The organism is Trinickia symbiotica (assembly GCF_002934455.1).
Taxonomy (GTDB): domain Bacteria; phylum Pseudomonadota; class Gammaproteobacteria; order Burkholderiales; family Burkholderiaceae; genus Trinickia; species Trinickia symbiotica.
This window is the reverse complement of the sequence record NZ_PTIR01000006.1, coordinates 274,691-291,744: the sequence shown is the minus strand read 5'-3', so window position 1 is coordinate 291,744 and position 17,054 is coordinate 274,691. Positions and strand designations below refer to the sequence as shown.

Below are 17,054 nucleotides of genomic sequence, written 5' to 3'. Positions count from 1 at the left end.
GATGACCGGAGGGGGCACCCTTTAGGGCCCCCGGAGGAAATCCCCGTGGGATGACCGGAGGGGGCACCCTTTAGGGCCCCCGGAGGAAATCCCCGTGGGATGACCGGAGGGGGCACCCTTTGGGGCCCCCGGAGGAAATCCCCGTGGGATCGATCGCCGAATGCTTCGGAGTCCTCATAATCCGCGGCAGGCGAGCGATGTCGGCGCTACCTCACCTCGACTGTCACGCGATCGTATCGCCCTTTCTGGTCGAATGCGGTAATCGCGTAAGCACCGGGTCGGGTGAACTCGAATGTCCACCCGCGCCCAGCCGCGGCGCGTCCCACCATCGCTCCGTTCATCAGCCAGCCGATATCGCCTTGCGCTCCGGTGACGGAGAGATGCAATAGCGGCGGCGCTCCGCCATAGACGCGCCGGACCACCTCGCCCGAGCTTGCGCCCGCAATCGCGAGCCGCCCCTCGCCGCGCCCGGGCGGCGCGCAGCCTGTCTCCCAAGGGGGCGCGTCGAAGCGCCGGCTGCGCTCGTCGAGCCACGGTCCGAGCAACGTCGGCCATAGCGGACTCTCGGCATCGCGCAGCGTATGGGTCGTGCAATCGGCCGTCGCGCGTCGCCCGGTCACGCTGTCGATCGTGTATCGAAGCACCGGCTCGCCGCCGCGAACCGGGTCGGGAAAGGTCGGCGGCGCCACACCGTCGAGTAGCCATGCACGTCGCTGTACCGCGCAAAGGTCTGCCGGTTGCGCATCGGCTGCAAGCCCCATCGGCCAACATACTTGAGCCTGCGTCACGCCGGGAGGCGGTGTGCGCCGTGGCGTTTGAACGGCGTCGAGCAATGCCGAGAAGATGCTCATCATCAACGGCGTCGCTGCGTTGGCGCCGACGTATCCTGGGTTCGGCGTGCCGTCCGGCCTGCCGATCCACACCCCGACCGTATAGCGGTCTGTCACGCCGACGGACCACGCGTCGCGAAACCCGAAGCTGGTGCCGGTCTTCCAGGCGATGCCGCGATTCGCGCCGCGTTCCTCGACGGCACGTCCGAGCGGCCCACCCGTTTCGAGGATGTCCCGGACGATGAACGCCGCTCCCGCACTCATCATTCGATGTTCTTCGATCGGCGCGTCGCTCGTCAGCCGTGGCACGCCCGCCAGGCCGCCGCGCGCAAAAGCGGCGTAGGCGCCTACCAAATTCTCGAGCGTCGTATCGGCACCGCCCAGGATGACCGACAGATTTGGCTCAGCGCCGCGCGGGAAGCGAAGCTTCAAGCCGCCTTGGCGCAGCTTGCCGACAAAGCGCTGCGGCCCGTATTGGTCGAGCACTTGCACGGCAGGCACGTTCAGAGAGCGCGTGAGCGCCTCGGATACGCTGACCGCACCATGGAACGATTGCTCGAAGTTTCCGGGCTGGTAGCCGCCGAACGATTGCGGCACGTCGGACAAGAGCGATTCGGAGTCGATGAGCCCCGCATCGAGTGCAAAGCCATAGAGGAAAGGTTTCAGCGTCGAGCCGGGCGAGCGCCATGCGCGCACCATGTCCACGTAGCTCGCGCGTTCGAGATCGCTGAAATCGGCCGAGCCCACATACGCGCGAACTTCGAGCGTCGCGTTGTCGAGCACGAGCGCCGCGCACGATACGTGCCGAGGCAACGTGCGCACGCGGTCGAGTAACACGGATTCGACAGTCGACTGCAAATCCGCGTCGACGGTGCTCGTCACTCGGAGCTTCCCACGTGCGCTCCGCTTCAGTCGCTCGGCGAGCAGCGGGGCCAGCATCGGCTCGCGAATCGCCTGTGCATAGACGGGCTCGGTCAATGCATCATGGATGACGGCGGCAGGCCAGCGATCGGCCATCCGCCGGAGCACCTTGTCTCGCGCATCTTGCGCTCGCCGCGCAAAGCGATCGGGCCGCAGCAGCGAGGGCGCCTGCGGCAACACCGCGAGCATCGCGGCCTCGGCGTAGCTGAGGTTGCGGGCCGGCTTGCCCAGATAGGCGCGACTCGCCGCATCGACACCTTCGAGCACGCCGCCCATCGGCGAGTAATTGAGGTAGAGCGTCAGGATTTCGCGCTTCGAGAAGTGCGCTTCGAGCTGGAGCGCGCGCAAAATCTGGTGAAGCTTGCCCACTAATGTGCGCGGCGTCGGATCGATGATTCGCGCGACTTGCATCGAGATCGTCGAGCCGCCGGAGACAATGCGGCCGTGAATGAGCCATTGACCCGCCGCGCGCAGCAGCGAGAATGGATTGACCCCCGGATGCCACCAGAAAGCACGATCTTCGTAGCCGATCAGCGCCTCGACATAACGCGGCGAGACGTCTTCGAGCGTCACCGGGTTGCGCCAGATATAGAGCTTGTCTGGAAAGGCGCGCAAAGGCGTGCCGTCTCTCGCCGTGACGACAAGCGCGAAAGGCGCCGACCGACCGGGGGCTGGCAACGGATAAAGGTGGTCCGCGACGATGGCGACGCCAATGAGCAAGAAGGCCAGGCCCGCGACCACCTGTGCGCTCCGCCGTCCCAGCGCCCGCGCGAGCGCGCTTTGCGGCCATCGGCACGCCTGCTCGCGCCGATTGGCCCCTGCAGTGCGCGATGCCGGCAACGGGGCGCCGCCGTCTTCTTGCACGGCCGCGCTCTCGTCAGTGCGCCGCGGCGGCCGATGCCGGCGCCGGCGATGCTGCTGTCGATGGCTTCATGGCCGCCGCTCGCGCCGATGCGCCGGTATCGACTGGCGCCGTTCGCGGCGCATTTGCATCGACGATCGTCATCGTGCTCTGCGCATCCAGCACGCCGAAGTATTGCGGCCGGTACATGTCTTCGACGATCGCGGGCGGCACGGCATAGCGTCCCGGCGTGACGACCCTTGCACGGTAGAAGAGGTCGAGGCCGCCCCAGCCGAGCTTTACGGCGGCGACGAAGCGGTCGTCGCGGAATTCGACATGCTGAATCTTCTCGCTCTGCATCGCTTCGTTGACGTCGACATCGCCGACCTTGATCCCTTCCCCGTCTTCGCCCTTTACGAGGTTCTGGTTCTCGATCTCGAGCCCCGCGGGAATACGATCGACGACGAGCGCCGAACCCGTCACCGTGTTCACCGAGTTCGCACGCAGGTGAACGAGAACCGTGTCGCCGACCTTCAGCGGTGCGCCGCCGAGCGCCGAGCCGTCCGCCTGCAGGTACTCGCGCGTCACTGTGAGGCTTCCAAGGTGACGGACATCGGGACTCGGCGTCTGAATCGGATTGCCCGCGAGCGATAGCTGCACGAAGAGGCGTTGATCGGAGCTGTTCGTGATGGTCATGCCGTGCGCGAACTGCGTGGCGGTCACGTCCGCGAACGGCGTCACGGCGCTGTCGACGGTACGCGTTTCTCCGTCACTCGCGATCGTGGCGCGCCATGCCTTCTGCTCGCCGCTCGAGAGCGTCTGACCGAGCCGGAAGAGAGCAAGCCGCTCCTGCGTGCTGTAGTAGGCCGCACCAGTCGCGGCCGTCGCGTTTTGCACACGCCCGAGCAAGAGGCTCTCGGCGTCGGGCGCGTGGATTTTGTCGCGCGCAAGCAGTACGTAGGAGAGGGCGGCATCGCGCACTTCGCTGCCATAGTCCCACCACCAATAGCCGGATAAGCGTTCCATTTTGGCGCCTTGTGCGATCGCCTGCTGGCCGCGCGTCTCGTCGCCCATCAGACTGAGCGCGATGCCGAGTTCGACGAGCGATAGGCCGGAATCCGCGTAAGCGCGCTGCTCGAACAGCAGCCGCAACGTAGATAGCGGCGCCTTGCGCTCGCGCGCGAGCACATAGGAAGCCTGTACGAGCCCCTCGAAGTTGCGGTTGTTGCGGCTGACGTCGTCGATAAGTCGGCGCAGATCGTCCGGCGAGATATGCGTCGGCAGCGGTGTGATTTGCGCGCTTCCTTCCTGCAACCCGCGCAGCAGGTAGTTCATCGTCTTGTTGTAGAGCGTGTCGGGCACGCTGAAGCCCTGCGCCCGCGCATCCTGGAGGAATCCGGCGACATAGCCCGAGAGCCAGAAGTCCTCGCGACCGTTGCCCCAGAGACTGAATCCGCCGCTTGCCGATTGGTATCCGCCGAGCTTCCCCATCGCAAAGTCGATTCGCTGCGCACGTTCGTCGCGTGTATAAGCTTTCGAGCCGTAGCGGCGCGCGGCCGCTTCATCGACGTAAAGCCAAGGATAGGCGCTACTCGTCGTTTGTTCCGTGCACCCATACGGGTATTCGAGCAGCCATTGCACGGCAGCCTTCACATCGATCGGAGGTTTATTCGAGAGCAGCAAATGAGCCGTCAGCGAACCGGGGTAGAAGCCAGCCAGTGCGGGGTCGCGGATCTGCAGCGTGGCGCCGGGTTCGATCGTGTAGCGCTGAACGACTTGTGTCGACGGCGTCGGCGCCTCGACTTGCACGGCGTAATGGCGCTTCAAGGAGACACCGGGGCCTTCCACGGTTAGGTCGACTGCGTGCAGCCCCGCCAATTGGCCGGTCTCCACCGCATAACGCAACGTGACTTTCTGCTGTGGCCGCAAGGCGACGTTGCCGGTGCCACCGTGAATCGAAAGGCCGTTGTCGCTTGTCACGTCAACCTTGAATTGCCCCGCGCTGCCGGTCAGGTTCTGCAGATCGAGCGCGAACGTCGCCCGATCGCCGAAGTTCAGATAGCGAGGCGTCGACAGCTCGGCGATGACTGGCGCCGCGACGATCATCTCCGCGCTCTGGCTGCCATAGCGGTCCGCGGTCGCTACGACGGCACTCAAGCGCAGTGTCCCGTTGAAGTCGGGCAGCGAAACAGGAACCTCGGCCTCGCCGTTGGCGTCGAGCGTCACGGGGTCGCTGAAGATGTCGACGAGCTTCACCTTCTTTGGCAGATTCTGCGTCGCCTTCGGCGTGGCGTCGCCGCCCCATTTAAGCTTGCCCTTCTTGCCGGCCATCTTTTCGATCAGCCGCCCGTAGATGTCGTGCAGATCCGCACCGTAACGGAGCTTGCCGAAGAAGAACTGATAGGGATCGGGCACGGCGAACTGCGTAATGTTGAGAATGCCGACATCGACGGCCGAAAGCGTGAGCAATGCGTTCTGCCCCTTCGCGGCCGGCACTTTCACCTTGATCTTCGCGACGGTTTCCGACTTGATGCGCGTTGGCGCCTCGATCATCACGTCGAACTTGCGGTCGATGCGCGCGAGCGGCAACGCCGTGAGCCCCAGCGCGCGAGCTGGCGTCACGAGGTCGCCCTCGTTGCCCGGGCGCAACGCCATGACGGAAATGTAAAGGTCGTGGCGCTGCCATGACGGATCGACCGGAATATCGACCGTGGTGCTCGCGCCATCGACCTTGACGCGTTTCGTCCAAAGCGTTCGATCGCCGTCCACCGTGATGAGCGCCGTGCCCGGGTGCGGCGGCATGATCGTTAGACGCGCGGTGTCGCCGCCTCGGTATGCGTCCCGGTCGAGCTTGAGCATCACGCGGTCCGGGCGCTGGCCGGCCGTTTCATTGCTTTGCGCGTTCCAGCCCGCGTAGAAGCGGTAGCGCAACGTCTGGCCTGTGGCCGTGTCGAGGATCTCGAGCCGGTATCGTCCGTATTTGAGCGGTACTCGCAGGTGGCCGCGGCCGCCGGCCGGGACGTCCACGGTGGTCGTAAAGACGAGCTCGTCGCTGTCGGTATAGCCCGAATTCCACCCGCGCTGGTCGTCGAAGCGCCAGTAGTAGTTGCGGTTCTCGCGGAAGAGCCGCACAGGCAGGCCTTTTTCGGGCTTCAGGTTGCCAGCCGCATCGGTGCGAATCACCTCGAAGTCGGCGGGCGAATCTTCCGGCGCATAGTCACCGCTGTAGAGCGGCCGCACGGCAGTGAGCGCTGGTGCCGGCCAGATCGTCCGCTCGATGTTGCGCACCACCGGCCGGCCGCCCGTCTCGAGCAGGCTCAGCGTCGCGCGCACCGTCATCGGCGAATGCGCGTTGGCCACTTCGTCGGTCGGTAATTCCAGGCCGATGCGGCCGTCGTCGTCGAGGTGCTGGTCGTCGAGTGGCTGGCGCACGTGCGTCGCTTCGTCGTTGGCGTCGCCGAACGTGAAACCCGGGTACCGCGCCGCAAGCGGATTGTTGCTGCGGAAAAATTCGACGACGCCGACGAGCCGATTGCCAGCCGCCGGTGCGCCGTACAGATAGGCGCCTTTTACGTCCACATGGAAGGATTGATTCGGCGTCAGCGCGGACGCCGGGCTGCTCAAATCGAGCTTCATCCGCTCGGGCAGGAACTCTTCGACGCCGAAGCGCACGGTCGTGTTCGGCAGCTTATCCGCGGGATCGTTGCGCAGCTCGAGCGTCCAGGTGCCCGTTGGCGCATCGGCGGGCAACGCGATCGGGTGCAGGTAATAGCCTGGGCGTCCGGTCATCGGTTGCCACGTCGCGACGAACTGCGTTTTACCGTCGGCGCGGCGCAGCGTCGCTTGAATCGGCTGCGGCGGCACGGGCCGCCCATCGGCATCGCGAGCAAGCACCGACAGGGGGAAGGTCTCGCCGGGCCGGTAAAGGTCGCGTCCGCTCCAGGCGAAGAGCCGCACCGGCTTGTAGGGCAGCCCGGTGACGTCGTATTCGGACAGATCGAGCGCCGCCTCGCGCACCGCCAGCATCGACATCTGCTGGCCTTTTTGCGCCAGGACGATCGCCGCGCCCGCGGGCGCCTGCGCGAAGGCCGCGTGGCCATCGCCGTCGGTTTGGCCGCGTGCGAGGACTTTCCCCTGTTTGTCGAGCCAGGTCAGATCCACGCCGGAAACGGCGCTGCCATCGGTCAGCGAGCTGACGAACGCGTCGGCCGCATGCTCGAAGAGCCGAAGGTGCAGGCCGAGGTCGCTCACGTAGTAATAGGTCGTCTGGTATTCGGAGCGAAAACGCCCCGGTTGCGACATGACCGCGACATAGATGCCCGGGTCTTGCAGCGCCTTGATGCCTTCGACGGGCAGATAGGTCACGCTGCGCTTGTCGGTCTGCTGCTCGGTCAGAAAGCGTCCCTCGTACACGCTGTCGGCCATCTTGTGGAGTTCATCGAGCGACCAGATCGACACGGCGCCATGCAGATCGTCGGGCAAGCTTGCGTTGTCCGTGTCGTTGCTGTTATCGCTCGCGTCGCCATCGTCATTGGCGTCCGATTGCTTGGCCGGCTGGCGGCGCGCGAGCATCGAGTCGAGAAAGCGCGGCAATTGATCGGGGCGCACGCGCATGAACTGGACGTCGACTTCAGGTACGTTCACCGTGACCACCGGCAAGCCGCCGTTTTGCTTCGCGGGCAGCACCATGCCGCGGCTCGCGAAGTAGTAGGCCGGCGTCACGGCAGGCGTGTTGATCGAGTAGCGTATTTCCTGGCCCAGCTTTCTTCCGTCCTTCGCCGAGAGCGAATCCCCGATTTGCACGACATAGCGTGTGAGCGGCTCGATATGAGGGAAGTAGAGGATGCGCGGGTTGTCGCCGACCACCCAGGCGCCTGAAACCGCGACGCCGCCCGCGAGGTCAGTCAGTTTCTCGGATCTGCTGACCTCGCTTGCAGCCGATGCGGCCGATGCGTTATCGGGGTTGTCGGCGTCTCCAGCGTTGTCGTCGCCATTCTCGCCATTGTTATCGGGCGAGCGGGCCTTCAGGTTTTTAGCCGCAGGCATCTTGAAGACACGCACGACCTTGTCGTAGTCGCGGCTTGCGTCGAGAGGCTGGGAGAAGGTCAGCGCGAGCGCCGGCTGCCCGTCGAGTTCTCGATTGGCCGCATCGATCACGGCAAAGGGCGCATTGCGGTCTTCGCCGATATCGCTCGCTTCCGCGCGGTTGTGGAAATATCGGACTATGCCGAATGCCGCAATGGCAGAAATAAAGAGCAAGGTGATGATGCTCGCGAGGCGGATGGTGCGCTTGTTCATCTTGGTCTTCGCTTTGCAACCGGATCATGAGCGTACTGCCCGACGCATTGTCTGGACGACCGGAATATCCGCAAATCGCGCCGGCAGGCTTATTGACGGAAGTCCCACGCTTACGGGAAATCCCAATATTTCGGCTTTTGGAGACTTAAAGCCTCCGATTTAGGCCGAATTGCGCGCAGATGGTATCACTTCCGCAAGGCGGTTTCGTGCGACTGACTGCGAAACAACAAGCTCGGCCCTTCAGTACCGGCACCGAATGCGTTCGATCACCGAAACGTGGAGCATCAGCGGTTTTGGGCTGTGCGAGAACGTAACGACATCGACTCAAGGAAAGTCGGCAGGCGATAGGGAACCGATCGCCAAAACCGCGCATAATCGACGCACGTGCAGCGTCTTCGTTCATGACAAGGACGAGCCATGATTTCATCTGCCAGTTCGGGGCCTGCATGGCTATGCGCGGCCCCACTACCCGACGTCGCCGAACCCGCTTTTCGCGTTCCGCTCGGCGCCGTCGACACGCATGCCCATGTCGTCGCGGCGAATGCCGATGCCTATCCGATGGTTGCCGAGCGCAGCTATACGCCGCCGCCCGCACCCGAAGAAAAGTATCTGGCAATGCTCGACGCCTGCGGCATGACCTATGGCGTGCTGGTGCAGATCAGCGTCTACGGAACGGATAACCGTTACATGCTCGAGGTGCTGCGACGCAATCCTCAGCGCTTGAGGGGCGTTGCCGTGGTGTCGCCCGAAGTGTCCGACGACGAGCTCGAAGCCATGCATGCCGTCGGCGTACGCTGTCTGCGCATCAACGTGTTATTCGGCGGCGGCATCGGCTTTGCGGCAATGGAGGCGCTTGCGCGCCGCATCAAGGATTTAGGATGGCACTTGCAATTCTTGATGGACGTCGAGACGCTGCCCGAATTGATGCCGCGCATGATGAAGCTGCCAGTGCCTGGCGTTGTCGACCACATGGGGCATACGCCCGTGAGAGGGGGCATTGCCACGCCGGGCTTCGCTGCATTGCGCCATCTCGTGACCGATCATGGGTATTGGGTCAAACTGTCGGGCGCTTATCGCATCAGCGACAAGGCCCCGGCGTTCGAGGATGTCGTTCCGTTCGCGCAGACGCTTATCCAGGACGCTCCGGATCGCATGTTATGGGGTAGCGACTGGCCGCATGTTTCGCTCATGCCCGAGCGCATGCCCGATACCGGCCGCCTGCGCAATCTCATCGTCGACTGGGCGCCGGAAGAGGCGATACGCCACATGATTCTCGTCACGAATCCGGCGCGGCTATATGGCTTTCCCGAAAGCCATGACGCAATCGCGTCGGCCAATGCGAACGGTTAGCCGCTTTATCGGCATATCGGCAATATAACGAGGAGACTGATCGATGTCATCTGCTATGGAGCACGGAGACAAGGCCAACTGGTTTCGCCGAATGACAGCGCCCGAAAAGCGGACATTCATTGCGGCTTTCGGTGGCTGGGCGCTCGATGCGCTCGATTTCATGGTCTTTACGTTCGTGATCTCGACATTGATCGGGCTATTCAAGATCGATCGGGCCCAGGCCGGACTGCTGGCTACCATCACCTTGCTGTTCTCGGCGATAGGCGGGTGGCTGGCTGGGATGCTTGCCGACCGATTCGGGCGTGTTCGCGTCCTCCAACTGACGATTCTTTGGTTTGCCGTTTGCACGTTGTTGATAGGCTTTGCGCAGAGCTTCTGGCAGGTCTTCTTGCTGCGAGCGCTGCAGGGCCTCGGCTTCGGCGGCGAATGGGCCGTAGGTTCGGTGCTGATGGGAGAAATCGTGCGAACTGAGTACCGTGGCCGTGCGGTCGGGACCGTGCAAAGCGGTTGGGCAGTGGGTTGGGCGGTTGCGGCCATTCTCTATACGGTGCTGTTCTCCGCGTTGCCCGAAAACTACGCATGGCGGGCGCTGTTTTGGGTAGGCGTGCTGCCGGCACTGCTCGTGTTGTTTATTCGCAAGCGCGTGCCCGAGCCTGAGCTCTTTCGGCGCACGCGCGCCCAAGAGGAGGCGAGTGCCGCGCGCGTGTCGCCGTGGGCGATCTTCTCGCCTGCGCTGATCAAGACGACGGTGCTCGGTGCATTGCTTTGCACCGGTCTGCAAGGCGGCTACTATGCGGTGACGACTTGGTTGCCGACATTCCTGAAGAGCGAGCGGCATCTCTCGGTGATCGGCACGGGCGGCTATCTGCTCGTGATCATTCTCGGTTCCTTCATCGGTTATCTGGCCGGCGCTTACCTGACCGATCGCCTCGGCCGCCGAGCGAACCTCATCATTTTCGCTTTGCTCTGCGGCGCGTGTATCTTCGCGTACACGCGCCTGCCACTCTCGAACGAGCAAATGCTTTTCCTCGGCTTTCCCCTGGGCTTTGCGGCATCGGGGATTTTCAGCGGAGTGGGTGCCTATCTGACTGAACTGTTCCCATCGGCCGTGCGCGCCAACGGACAGGGCTTCGCATACAACTTCGGCCGCGGAATCGGTGCGCTCTTTCCCAGCCTCGTCGGATATCTCGCGAAGACTGCGCCGCTCGGTGTTGCCATCGGTATTTTCGCGGGCGGGGCGTACTTGGTCGTCTTGATCGCGACCTTGCTGCTGCCGGAAACGAAGGGCCGTGAGATTTCGTGACCTCGCGCGAGCGTGCTATGCCGCGAACCGGTTTTCCCGATTCGCGGCGAGCACGAATTCAAGACAGACGTCGGCGGAAAGAGGGCGGCTGAAGAAGTAGCCTTGGAAGCGCCCGCAACCCAGCGCCGATAGACGCGATAACTGACGCTCGTTTTCGACGCCTTCAACCACCAGCGACAGATTGAGCGTCCCGCTCAATTCCGCGATGCTTTTGACGATGTGCTCGTTGACACTGCCGGGGCTGACATCCGCCAATGAGCGATCTATCTTCACTGTGTCGAGAGGCAGCTCGCGCAGATAGTGCAGCGATGTGTGGCCCATACCGAAATCGTCCAGCGCGACTTTCACGCCGATTTTTCTCAGGTTTTTCAGATTTTCGATCGCCTCGATGTCCGGAAGCAGCATCGTGGACTCCGTGATCTCGAGTTCAAGGAGGGAGGGAGGCAAGTGCTCGCGATCGAGTATGTCGACTACGTTCCGGTAAAACTCACGATTCATCAGCTGTTTCGGCGAGACGTTGACCGCAATCACGAAATCGTCGGGCAGCACATCGCGCCAACGCTTCCTTTGGCGGCAAGCGAGCGATAGGACATGCAATCCCAGGCGGTCGATCTCTTCAATGTCATCGGCGAGTGCCACGACGATCGGCGGCGCCACCCGGCCCAGAAACGGATGCTGCCAACGCAACAGTGCCTCGGCCCCGAATATTCGCCCGGTTCGGAGATCTACTTGCGGTTGGTATTCGAGGAAGATATGTTTCTGCGTCGCCAGCGCATCTTCCAGGTCGCTTGCCAGCGACACGGCCATCCGGCCCTCGTCTCCGGGCAGCTCGAGGCAGCGTTTCGGCTTGACGCTCGCTTCCGGCGACTCGGCGATGCGCAGAAGAGAGGCGAGCACTTCCTGTCCTCTTCTGCCCGCGAGATATTCGGCGACGCGGACGAATGGCGCGTATATCGCGGCTCCGGCCGCCAGCGATACGATTTGCACTAACGTTCCCGACAGCGAACCCGTGACGGCGTATCCGCTGAAAAGCGCTGGTGTCGTCCATGGCACGCTGAAGCTCGCCTTCGGCATCAGGCCGGCGACGATCGCTCCATAGGCAATGAGAATCTGTGCAATCGGGGCCAGTACGAACGGAATGGCATAGACCGGGTTGAGCACCAGCGGCAGCCCGAAGAGCAACGGTTCGTTCACGTTGAATACCGCCGGCACCATCATGAACAGCGCCAGCTTGTGCCCGCGGACGGTGCGGCTCACGAGCAGCAGCGCAAGGATGAGGCTCAGCGTGCCGCCGGATCCTCCCATTCGCGCGAACGCCGAGAAAAAGCCGTAGGTGAAGATGAACTGAGGAGTGGCACCGCTTGCGACGGCGGCAACGTTTGCATGCGCGGCCGGGTCGAGTACGCGTTCCTGAACCGAATAGAGTGTGTTGGGCCCGTGAATCCCGAACAGCCACAGTACCTGAGACGCCGCCTCGTAGCTGATGGAGAAAAGCAAGCTGTTGGAGAGCTTCGAGAACGAGATGGCGAATTGCGTGGTCAATGCCTCCACCCACTCCGACCAGCCGAGCCACATTGAAGCTGCTCTGAGAATGGCGAAAGCGAGGATGGTCAGCATTCCGGCAGGCATCACCGTAAAGACGTCGCCGACGAGCGTGTCGTTGCTCAGATTATGTAGCGGAATACGAAAAAGGCGGTAGCCGCAGAGTTTCAAAAAGAGACAGCAGCCGATCGATGCGGCGACGAGCGCAGTAAATAATCCGTGCCCGAGGGAGAGCGGTGCGAGCGGGCTTGCATCGCTGCCAGTTGGCGCCACCAGCGTGAAGAAGCACGACGTCACCACGATCACGGCGACCATCGGATTGACGACGCGATGACCGAGTCGCTGGTTATGAAGGCTTGTGAGGACATCCGTGAAGCCATATAACGCAACGAGCGATCCAATGCCGAAAGTACCGGCGAGCAGGCTGTCGCAAAAGTCATCGAGACGGGGCCCGAAGGCTTCCGTCAACAGTTGCTGCATGCCGGCGGTCGACGGGTAGCGCAGAAGCAAGGCCAGCGCGCCGGTCATGATCAGTGGCAAGGCAAGCGCCAGCCCGCGGCGAATGGCGATGAAATAGGGCGTACGGTCGATTCGCTCGACGACGTGCACGAGCCTAAGCCAGGGCCCTAACGATTCATTAGTCATCGCCTTCGACTTGCTTCGGGTTGGGAACTCCTGGGATCTTCGAATTTTTGCTTTCCCGAGCTACCGCTCGCGTAAACGGCTGAACCATGAGGAGTCCGACGGGTTATTTGTTATCCAGGCATCGGTGAAGCGGCCGCCGCGAGCCGACCACGCACTGCAATTCGAAACTTTTCGACCAAGCATATCGATGCTGCGTTCGCACAACGCTATTCATATTACAATGACTTTTCAAGAATCAACAGATCGTTTTTTGTTTATCAGAAAGTTCTCACGGTCATGTCGGCGTGATAGGAATGCAGAATGTATGATGGCTCGTACCATGGCTGGCTGGTTTTGTTGTCTTTTGCAATTGCCGTACTGGCGTCCTACACGGCACTGGATATGGCCTCGAACGTTTCGACGGCCAAGGGGCGTTCGGCATGGCGGTGGCTCGCGGCCGGGGCGTGCGCCATGGGCATCGGAATCTGGTCGATGCATTTCACCGGCATGCTCGCGTTCAGTTTGCCGATCCCGCTTGGCTACGATCCCGCAATAACGGGTGCATCGCTGCTCATTGCAATCGCCTCTTCGGCTTTCGCGCTGTGGTGGGTTTCCCGGCCTTCGCTATCGTGGCGGAGCGTAATCGGGGGAGCGCTGGTAATGGGCGCGGGCATTTCCAGCATGCACTACACGGGCATGGCGGCGATGCGAATGATGCCCGGCATCCAATTCGACCATTCACTCACAGCGGCATCGATTGGAATCGCCGTGCTGGCTTCCGGAGCCGCACTGCAACTGGCATTTCGGCTACGGGCGCGCTCGTCGCGCGTCAAGCTGTGGCGAGCTGGGGCCGCGGTCGTCATGGGCTCGGCGATCATCGGCATGCATTACACCGGAATGGCCGCGGCGGAGTTTCCCGTTGGTGCAGTTTGCGGCGCGGCCCTCGACGGCTTCCGCACGGACGGGCTTGCGCTTTCCGTCGCCATCGGAACCGTCGCTGTGTTGGTGCTCGCTCTGACGGTTTCGGTATTCGATTTGCGGCTACAAACGCGGGCGTCCGCGCTGGCGGAATCCGAGGCGAGGGCCCAAGAGCTGGCCCATCTTGCCACGCACGATATGTTGACTGGCCTGCCCAACCGGGCGGCTTTCGAGGCGCGACTCAACGAGTCGATGGCCGATATCGATCTGCATGGCAGTCATGTCGCTGTCATGTTCATCGATCTCGATGGATTCAAGGCGGTCAACGATGCGCTTGGACACCATGCGGGTGATCTTCTTCTCATCGAGGTGGCGCGGCGCATGCGCAAAACGCTTCGCCGCGGAGACATGGTTGCGCGGTTGGGGGGCGACGAGTTCGTGATGGTCGTCAACATCGATCGGCCGGCGGACGCGGCCGAGATAGCTAGAGGCATTCTGGGCAGCCTCGATCATCGGTTCGAGCTTCAGGGGCTCGAGTTGCATCTGTCCGCCAGCGTGGGAATCGCCGTCTATCCTGACGACGGCAAGCATCCGCATGAGCTGCTCAGAGCGGCGGACGCGGCGATGTACCGGGCAAAGTCTCAGGGAAAGAACGGTTACTGGTTCTATGACCCGTCGTTGGAGGCCAACGCGCGCGAACTGCTCCAGCTCGCGCAGGACCTGCGCTGGGCGGTCCAGCGAAACGAGTTGACCCTCTACTACCAGCCGAAGCTGGATGTCTCCGGCGAAACGATCGTCGGCGTCGAGGCGCTTCTTCGCTGGGGCCATCCCACGCGCGGACTCATTCTTCCCGAGCGGTTCATCGGTTTGGCGGAAAGGGTGGGGCTGATCTTGCCTATCGGCGAATGGGTCATTGATGAAGCTTGTCGACAGATTGCGAACTGGCGCTCGATGGGACTTACGGACTGGACGATGGCGGTCAATCTGTCGGCTATTCAGATCCGTCATTCGGCGCTACCGGATATCGTTTATGCGGCACTCGAACGCCATGCTGTGGCGCCGCATTGTCTGGTTCTCGAGATCACTGAATCGACGATGGTCGATATGGATGCCAGCATTCAGGTGATCGAGCGACTGCACCGAATGGGCGTGCAGATCGCCATCGACGATTTCGGCATAGGCTATTCGAGCCTGCTCAACCTCAAGCGCTTGCCTGTGCACGAGTTGAAGATCGATCGCGGATTTGTGCGGGAGCTCGAATCAAGAACCAGCGATGAGGCCATCGTATCGGCCATTGTCGCGATGGGCAAAACGCTGAACCTGCGGATCGTCGCGGAAGGCGTGGAAACGGCGGAACAACACGCGCTGCTCTCGGGGATCGGGTGTCATTCGATGCAGGGTTTTCTGTTTGCACAGCCGATGCCGGCTGACCGGTTGGTTGAATCGATCGAACAAGACGGTGCAAGGGTGCGGCTGAAGCGGTCGGGCGTGAATGCTTCTGCTGTTTAAGTCGAAACGTGTCCGACGACGAAGCGTTCAAAGAAGTGCGACGGCAGCTGCATTCGGCGAGCGCCGTTCGAAACAACTCGTTGCAGAACTCACAGTTGCCAGGTCGTCGACGCCTGTCAGCTCCGCGTTAAGGATGCAAGCGGCATCAAGCCGCCTAACCACCGAACGGAGCTGATCATGAAGAAGACCGCCTTGCGTTTCGCCGCTGTCGCCGCTGTTGCATTTTCATTCGCAGGCATCGCATCCGCACAGACGAACTGGGATGCGGCGCATCCGCGCCGCACGGAGGTGAACCATCGGCTGGCAAATCAGAACAGCCGCATTCACGATGAGGTTCGCGAAGGTGATATGTCGCACGTCGAGGCGGTGGCGCTTCACAAGGATGACCGCCAGATTCGGAAGGAAGAGCGACTGATGGCGAGCCAGAATGGCGGTCACATTACTAAGCAGGAGCAGCGCACATTGAACCAGCAAGAAAACAACGTGAGCAAGCAGATCGGAGAGTGAGCTAGCGATCTGGATGGTGCGCCCGGCTGGGCGCGCCAAGCAACTGTTGCGTCTCTATAACTTCCTTTTTCCACATAGTCCCGAGGCTGCTCGACGCGCGGCCTCGGTGATTGCCGAAGCAGTGCTATTGCCCGGACTGTGCAATGCCTTCCTCGACATCGACTGCGCTTAACTCGCGCTGCTTCTTGGTGCCGGGCAAGCGCACCGGTTTGCGCACCGCGCCGCCCTGATTCGTGCGTGACGGCGAACCCGAGGCGCGCCGATCATCGCACTGCGCCCAACTCGCCTGCGCCACTTGCAGCGCGTGACTTGCGGCTACACGTCCACGAACCGCCTTTCGAGCCAGCGCGTGAGCGATCATCTGATAATATCAGCGCCGAACTAGATCAGCGTGGCACGAAACCCGACCTATAACGATCTGTTTGAGAGGGTCCATACATGGACTGCGTTACCTTTTCAAAATCGTTCCAGGACAATATGAGAGCGCTGGGGCTGCCAGCCCCTTTTAGTATGTTTTCGTCGATGACGACGGCGCTAGCGAACCTCAGCGCGATGCTAAATGCATTCAAGTCGGTTCCGCCAAATGCTACCGTCGCTGAGATGCTCGGTGCCACGACGTTAAAGGAAAAGCTTGATGTCGTGGGCGCGATGGCGGCGTCATACTACGTCGGTGCGGTACTCGGAAGCATTCTCGTCGGAGCACAAGCATCGAAGGCCTGCAGCGATCCTTACCGTAGCAATTTGACCGTACAGCGATACCGCTTTCTGGGTTTGGTTGATGAGTCGCGGAGTCATCATCCCCATCGATGTTCAGACCTTCGTTCAGAACAATCCTGAAGTCATCGACGAAAGCCCGAGGCGAAAGTCGTATGCGATGCGAGCTCGGCAGTATGGAGCAACACAATGAGTTGGATCAGCGATAAGGTTGCGCTAGTGCTCATGGCGGTGGTTTGTGCGGCCGGCGCCTGGGCGCTTATTCACTATTCGGGGCAGTGGTTTTTCCCTGCCTTGACGTTATTTTCCCTGATCTCGATGTTTCTCGAAATTCGTCGGCTGAGGGCACTCCTCGCGAAGCATGGGATCGATCCGCGAAGCAAGTGAAGAAAACGCCGCTGGAGCGGCGTTTTTACCAATTAGGAAGCGATTGTCAACGTCAGTTGCATCGCGAAACTCTCCTCGTTTAGCCCGCCGGTTGCCGGGGCGCCCGCGCCGGCGCGAAACCAGGCCGCCTGGACCGTCTTCCTGCAGCCGCGCGACGAGCCGCCGAATCTGCCGCGTCGTCAACCCGAGTCGCTCCGCAGCCCGCCATGGCTTGAGCATGCAGTCGGCAACCGCGTGAATCACCTCGAACCTGTCCAGCTCGCGCATCGTCATTGTTATCCGTTCTGTCGCAGCCATCGAAGCCTCCGGC

At 62.1% G+C, this 17,054-nt stretch carries 8 protein-coding genes and 1 pseudogene; 5 read left to right on the top strand and 4 right to left on the bottom strand.

What is annotated here, in order from left to right; translation table 11 throughout:
* Nucleotides 1–206: 206 nt before the first annotated feature.
* Nucleotides 207–2,615 (bottom strand): penicillin-binding protein 1C, encoded by a 2,409-nt coding sequence (pbpC, locus tag B0G57_RS11885; protein WP_018443326.1) that lies wholly within the window; start codon nt 2,613–2,615, stop codon nt 207–209.
* Nucleotides 2,616–2,628: 13 nt separating this feature from the next.
* Complete coding sequence (locus B0G57_RS11880) at nt 2,629–7,890, bottom strand: alpha-2-macroglobulin family protein (RefSeq protein ID WP_018443327.1); 5,262 nt, start codon at nt 7,888–7,890, stop codon at nt 2,629–2,631.
* 417 nt (nt 7,891–8,307) lie between these two features.
* Here B0G57_RS11880 and B0G57_RS11875 point away from each other — a divergent pair, with 417 nt between their 5' ends.
* Nucleotides 8,308–9,240, top strand: a complete 933-nt coding sequence (locus B0G57_RS11875; protein WP_018443328.1) for an amidohydrolase family protein — start codon at nt 8,308–8,310, stop codon at nt 9,238–9,240.
* Between the two features lie 55 nt (nt 9,241–9,295).
* Entirely contained in the window at nt 9,296–10,543 is a 1,248-nt protein-coding gene (locus tag B0G57_RS11870) for an MFS transporter (protein ID WP_018443329.1), read from the top strand.
* Nucleotides 10,544–10,558: 15 nt separating this feature from the next.
* On the opposite strand, the gene B0G57_RS11865 is transcribed toward B0G57_RS11870, so the two are convergent.
* Nucleotides 10,559–12,730: a PTS sugar transporter subunit IIC/EAL domain-containing protein gene (locus B0G57_RS11865; protein ID WP_026230162.1), complete on the bottom strand. Its 2,172-nt coding sequence runs from the start codon at nt 12,728–12,730 to the stop codon at nt 10,559–10,561.
* 300 nt (nt 12,731–13,030) lie between these two features.
* Here B0G57_RS11865 and B0G57_RS11860 point away from each other — a divergent pair, with 300 nt between their 5' ends.
* The 3 genes from B0G57_RS11860 to B0G57_RS11845 all read left to right on the top strand — a co-directional run bounded on the left by B0G57_RS11860 (nt 13,031) and on the right by B0G57_RS11845 (nt 16,480).
* Nucleotides 13,031–15,136 (top strand): putative bifunctional diguanylate cyclase/phosphodiesterase, encoded by a 2,106-nt coding sequence (locus tag B0G57_RS11860; RefSeq protein WP_020566508.1) that lies wholly within the window; start codon nt 13,031–13,033, stop codon nt 15,134–15,136.
* Nucleotides 15,137–15,313: 177 nt separating this feature from the next.
* Nucleotides 15,314–15,643 carry a hypothetical protein gene (locus B0G57_RS11855; RefSeq protein WP_018443332.1) on the top strand — a complete coding sequence of 110 codons (330 nt, stop codon included), beginning with the start codon at nt 15,314–15,316 and terminating at the stop codon, nt 15,641–15,643.
* 438 nt (nt 15,644–16,081) lie between these two features.
* A complete protein-coding gene (locus tag B0G57_RS11845) occupies nt 16,082–16,480 on the top strand; it encodes a hypothetical protein (RefSeq protein ID WP_146013395.1) in 399 nt (132 codons plus the stop codon).
* Nucleotides 16,481–16,828: 348 nt separating this feature from the next.
* Here B0G57_RS11845 and B0G57_RS11835 read toward each other — a convergent pair.
* Nucleotides 16,829–17,041: pseudogene (locus tag B0G57_RS11835) on the bottom strand (helix-turn-helix domain-containing protein); the annotation flags it as partial.
* Between the last annotated feature and the right edge of the window lie 13 nt (nt 17,042–17,054).

Coding starts and splice junctions, on each gene's coding strand:
- B0G57_RS11870 (WP_018443329.1), top strand. CDS start 9,296: ATGGAGCACGGAGACAAGGCCAACTGGTTTCGCCGAATGACAGCGCCC.
- B0G57_RS11865 (WP_026230162.1), bottom strand. CDS start 12,730: ATGACTAATGAATCGTTAGGGCCCTGGCTTAGGCTCGTGCACGTCGTC.
- B0G57_RS11845 (WP_146013395.1), top strand. CDS start 16,082: ATGGACTGCGTTACCTTTTCAAAATCGTTCCAGGACAATATGAGAGCG.
- B0G57_RS11880 (WP_018443327.1), bottom strand. CDS start 7,890: ATGAACAAGCGCACCATCCGCCTCGCGAGCATCATCACCTTGCTCTTT.
- B0G57_RS11860 (WP_020566508.1), top strand. CDS start 13,031: ATGTATGATGGCTCGTACCATGGCTGGCTGGTTTTGTTGTCTTTTGCA.
- B0G57_RS11855 (WP_018443332.1), top strand. CDS start 15,314: ATGAAGAAGACCGCCTTGCGTTTCGCCGCTGTCGCCGCTGTTGCATTT.
- B0G57_RS11875 (WP_018443328.1), top strand. CDS start 8,308: ATGATTTCATCTGCCAGTTCGGGGCCTGCATGGCTATGCGCGGCCCCA.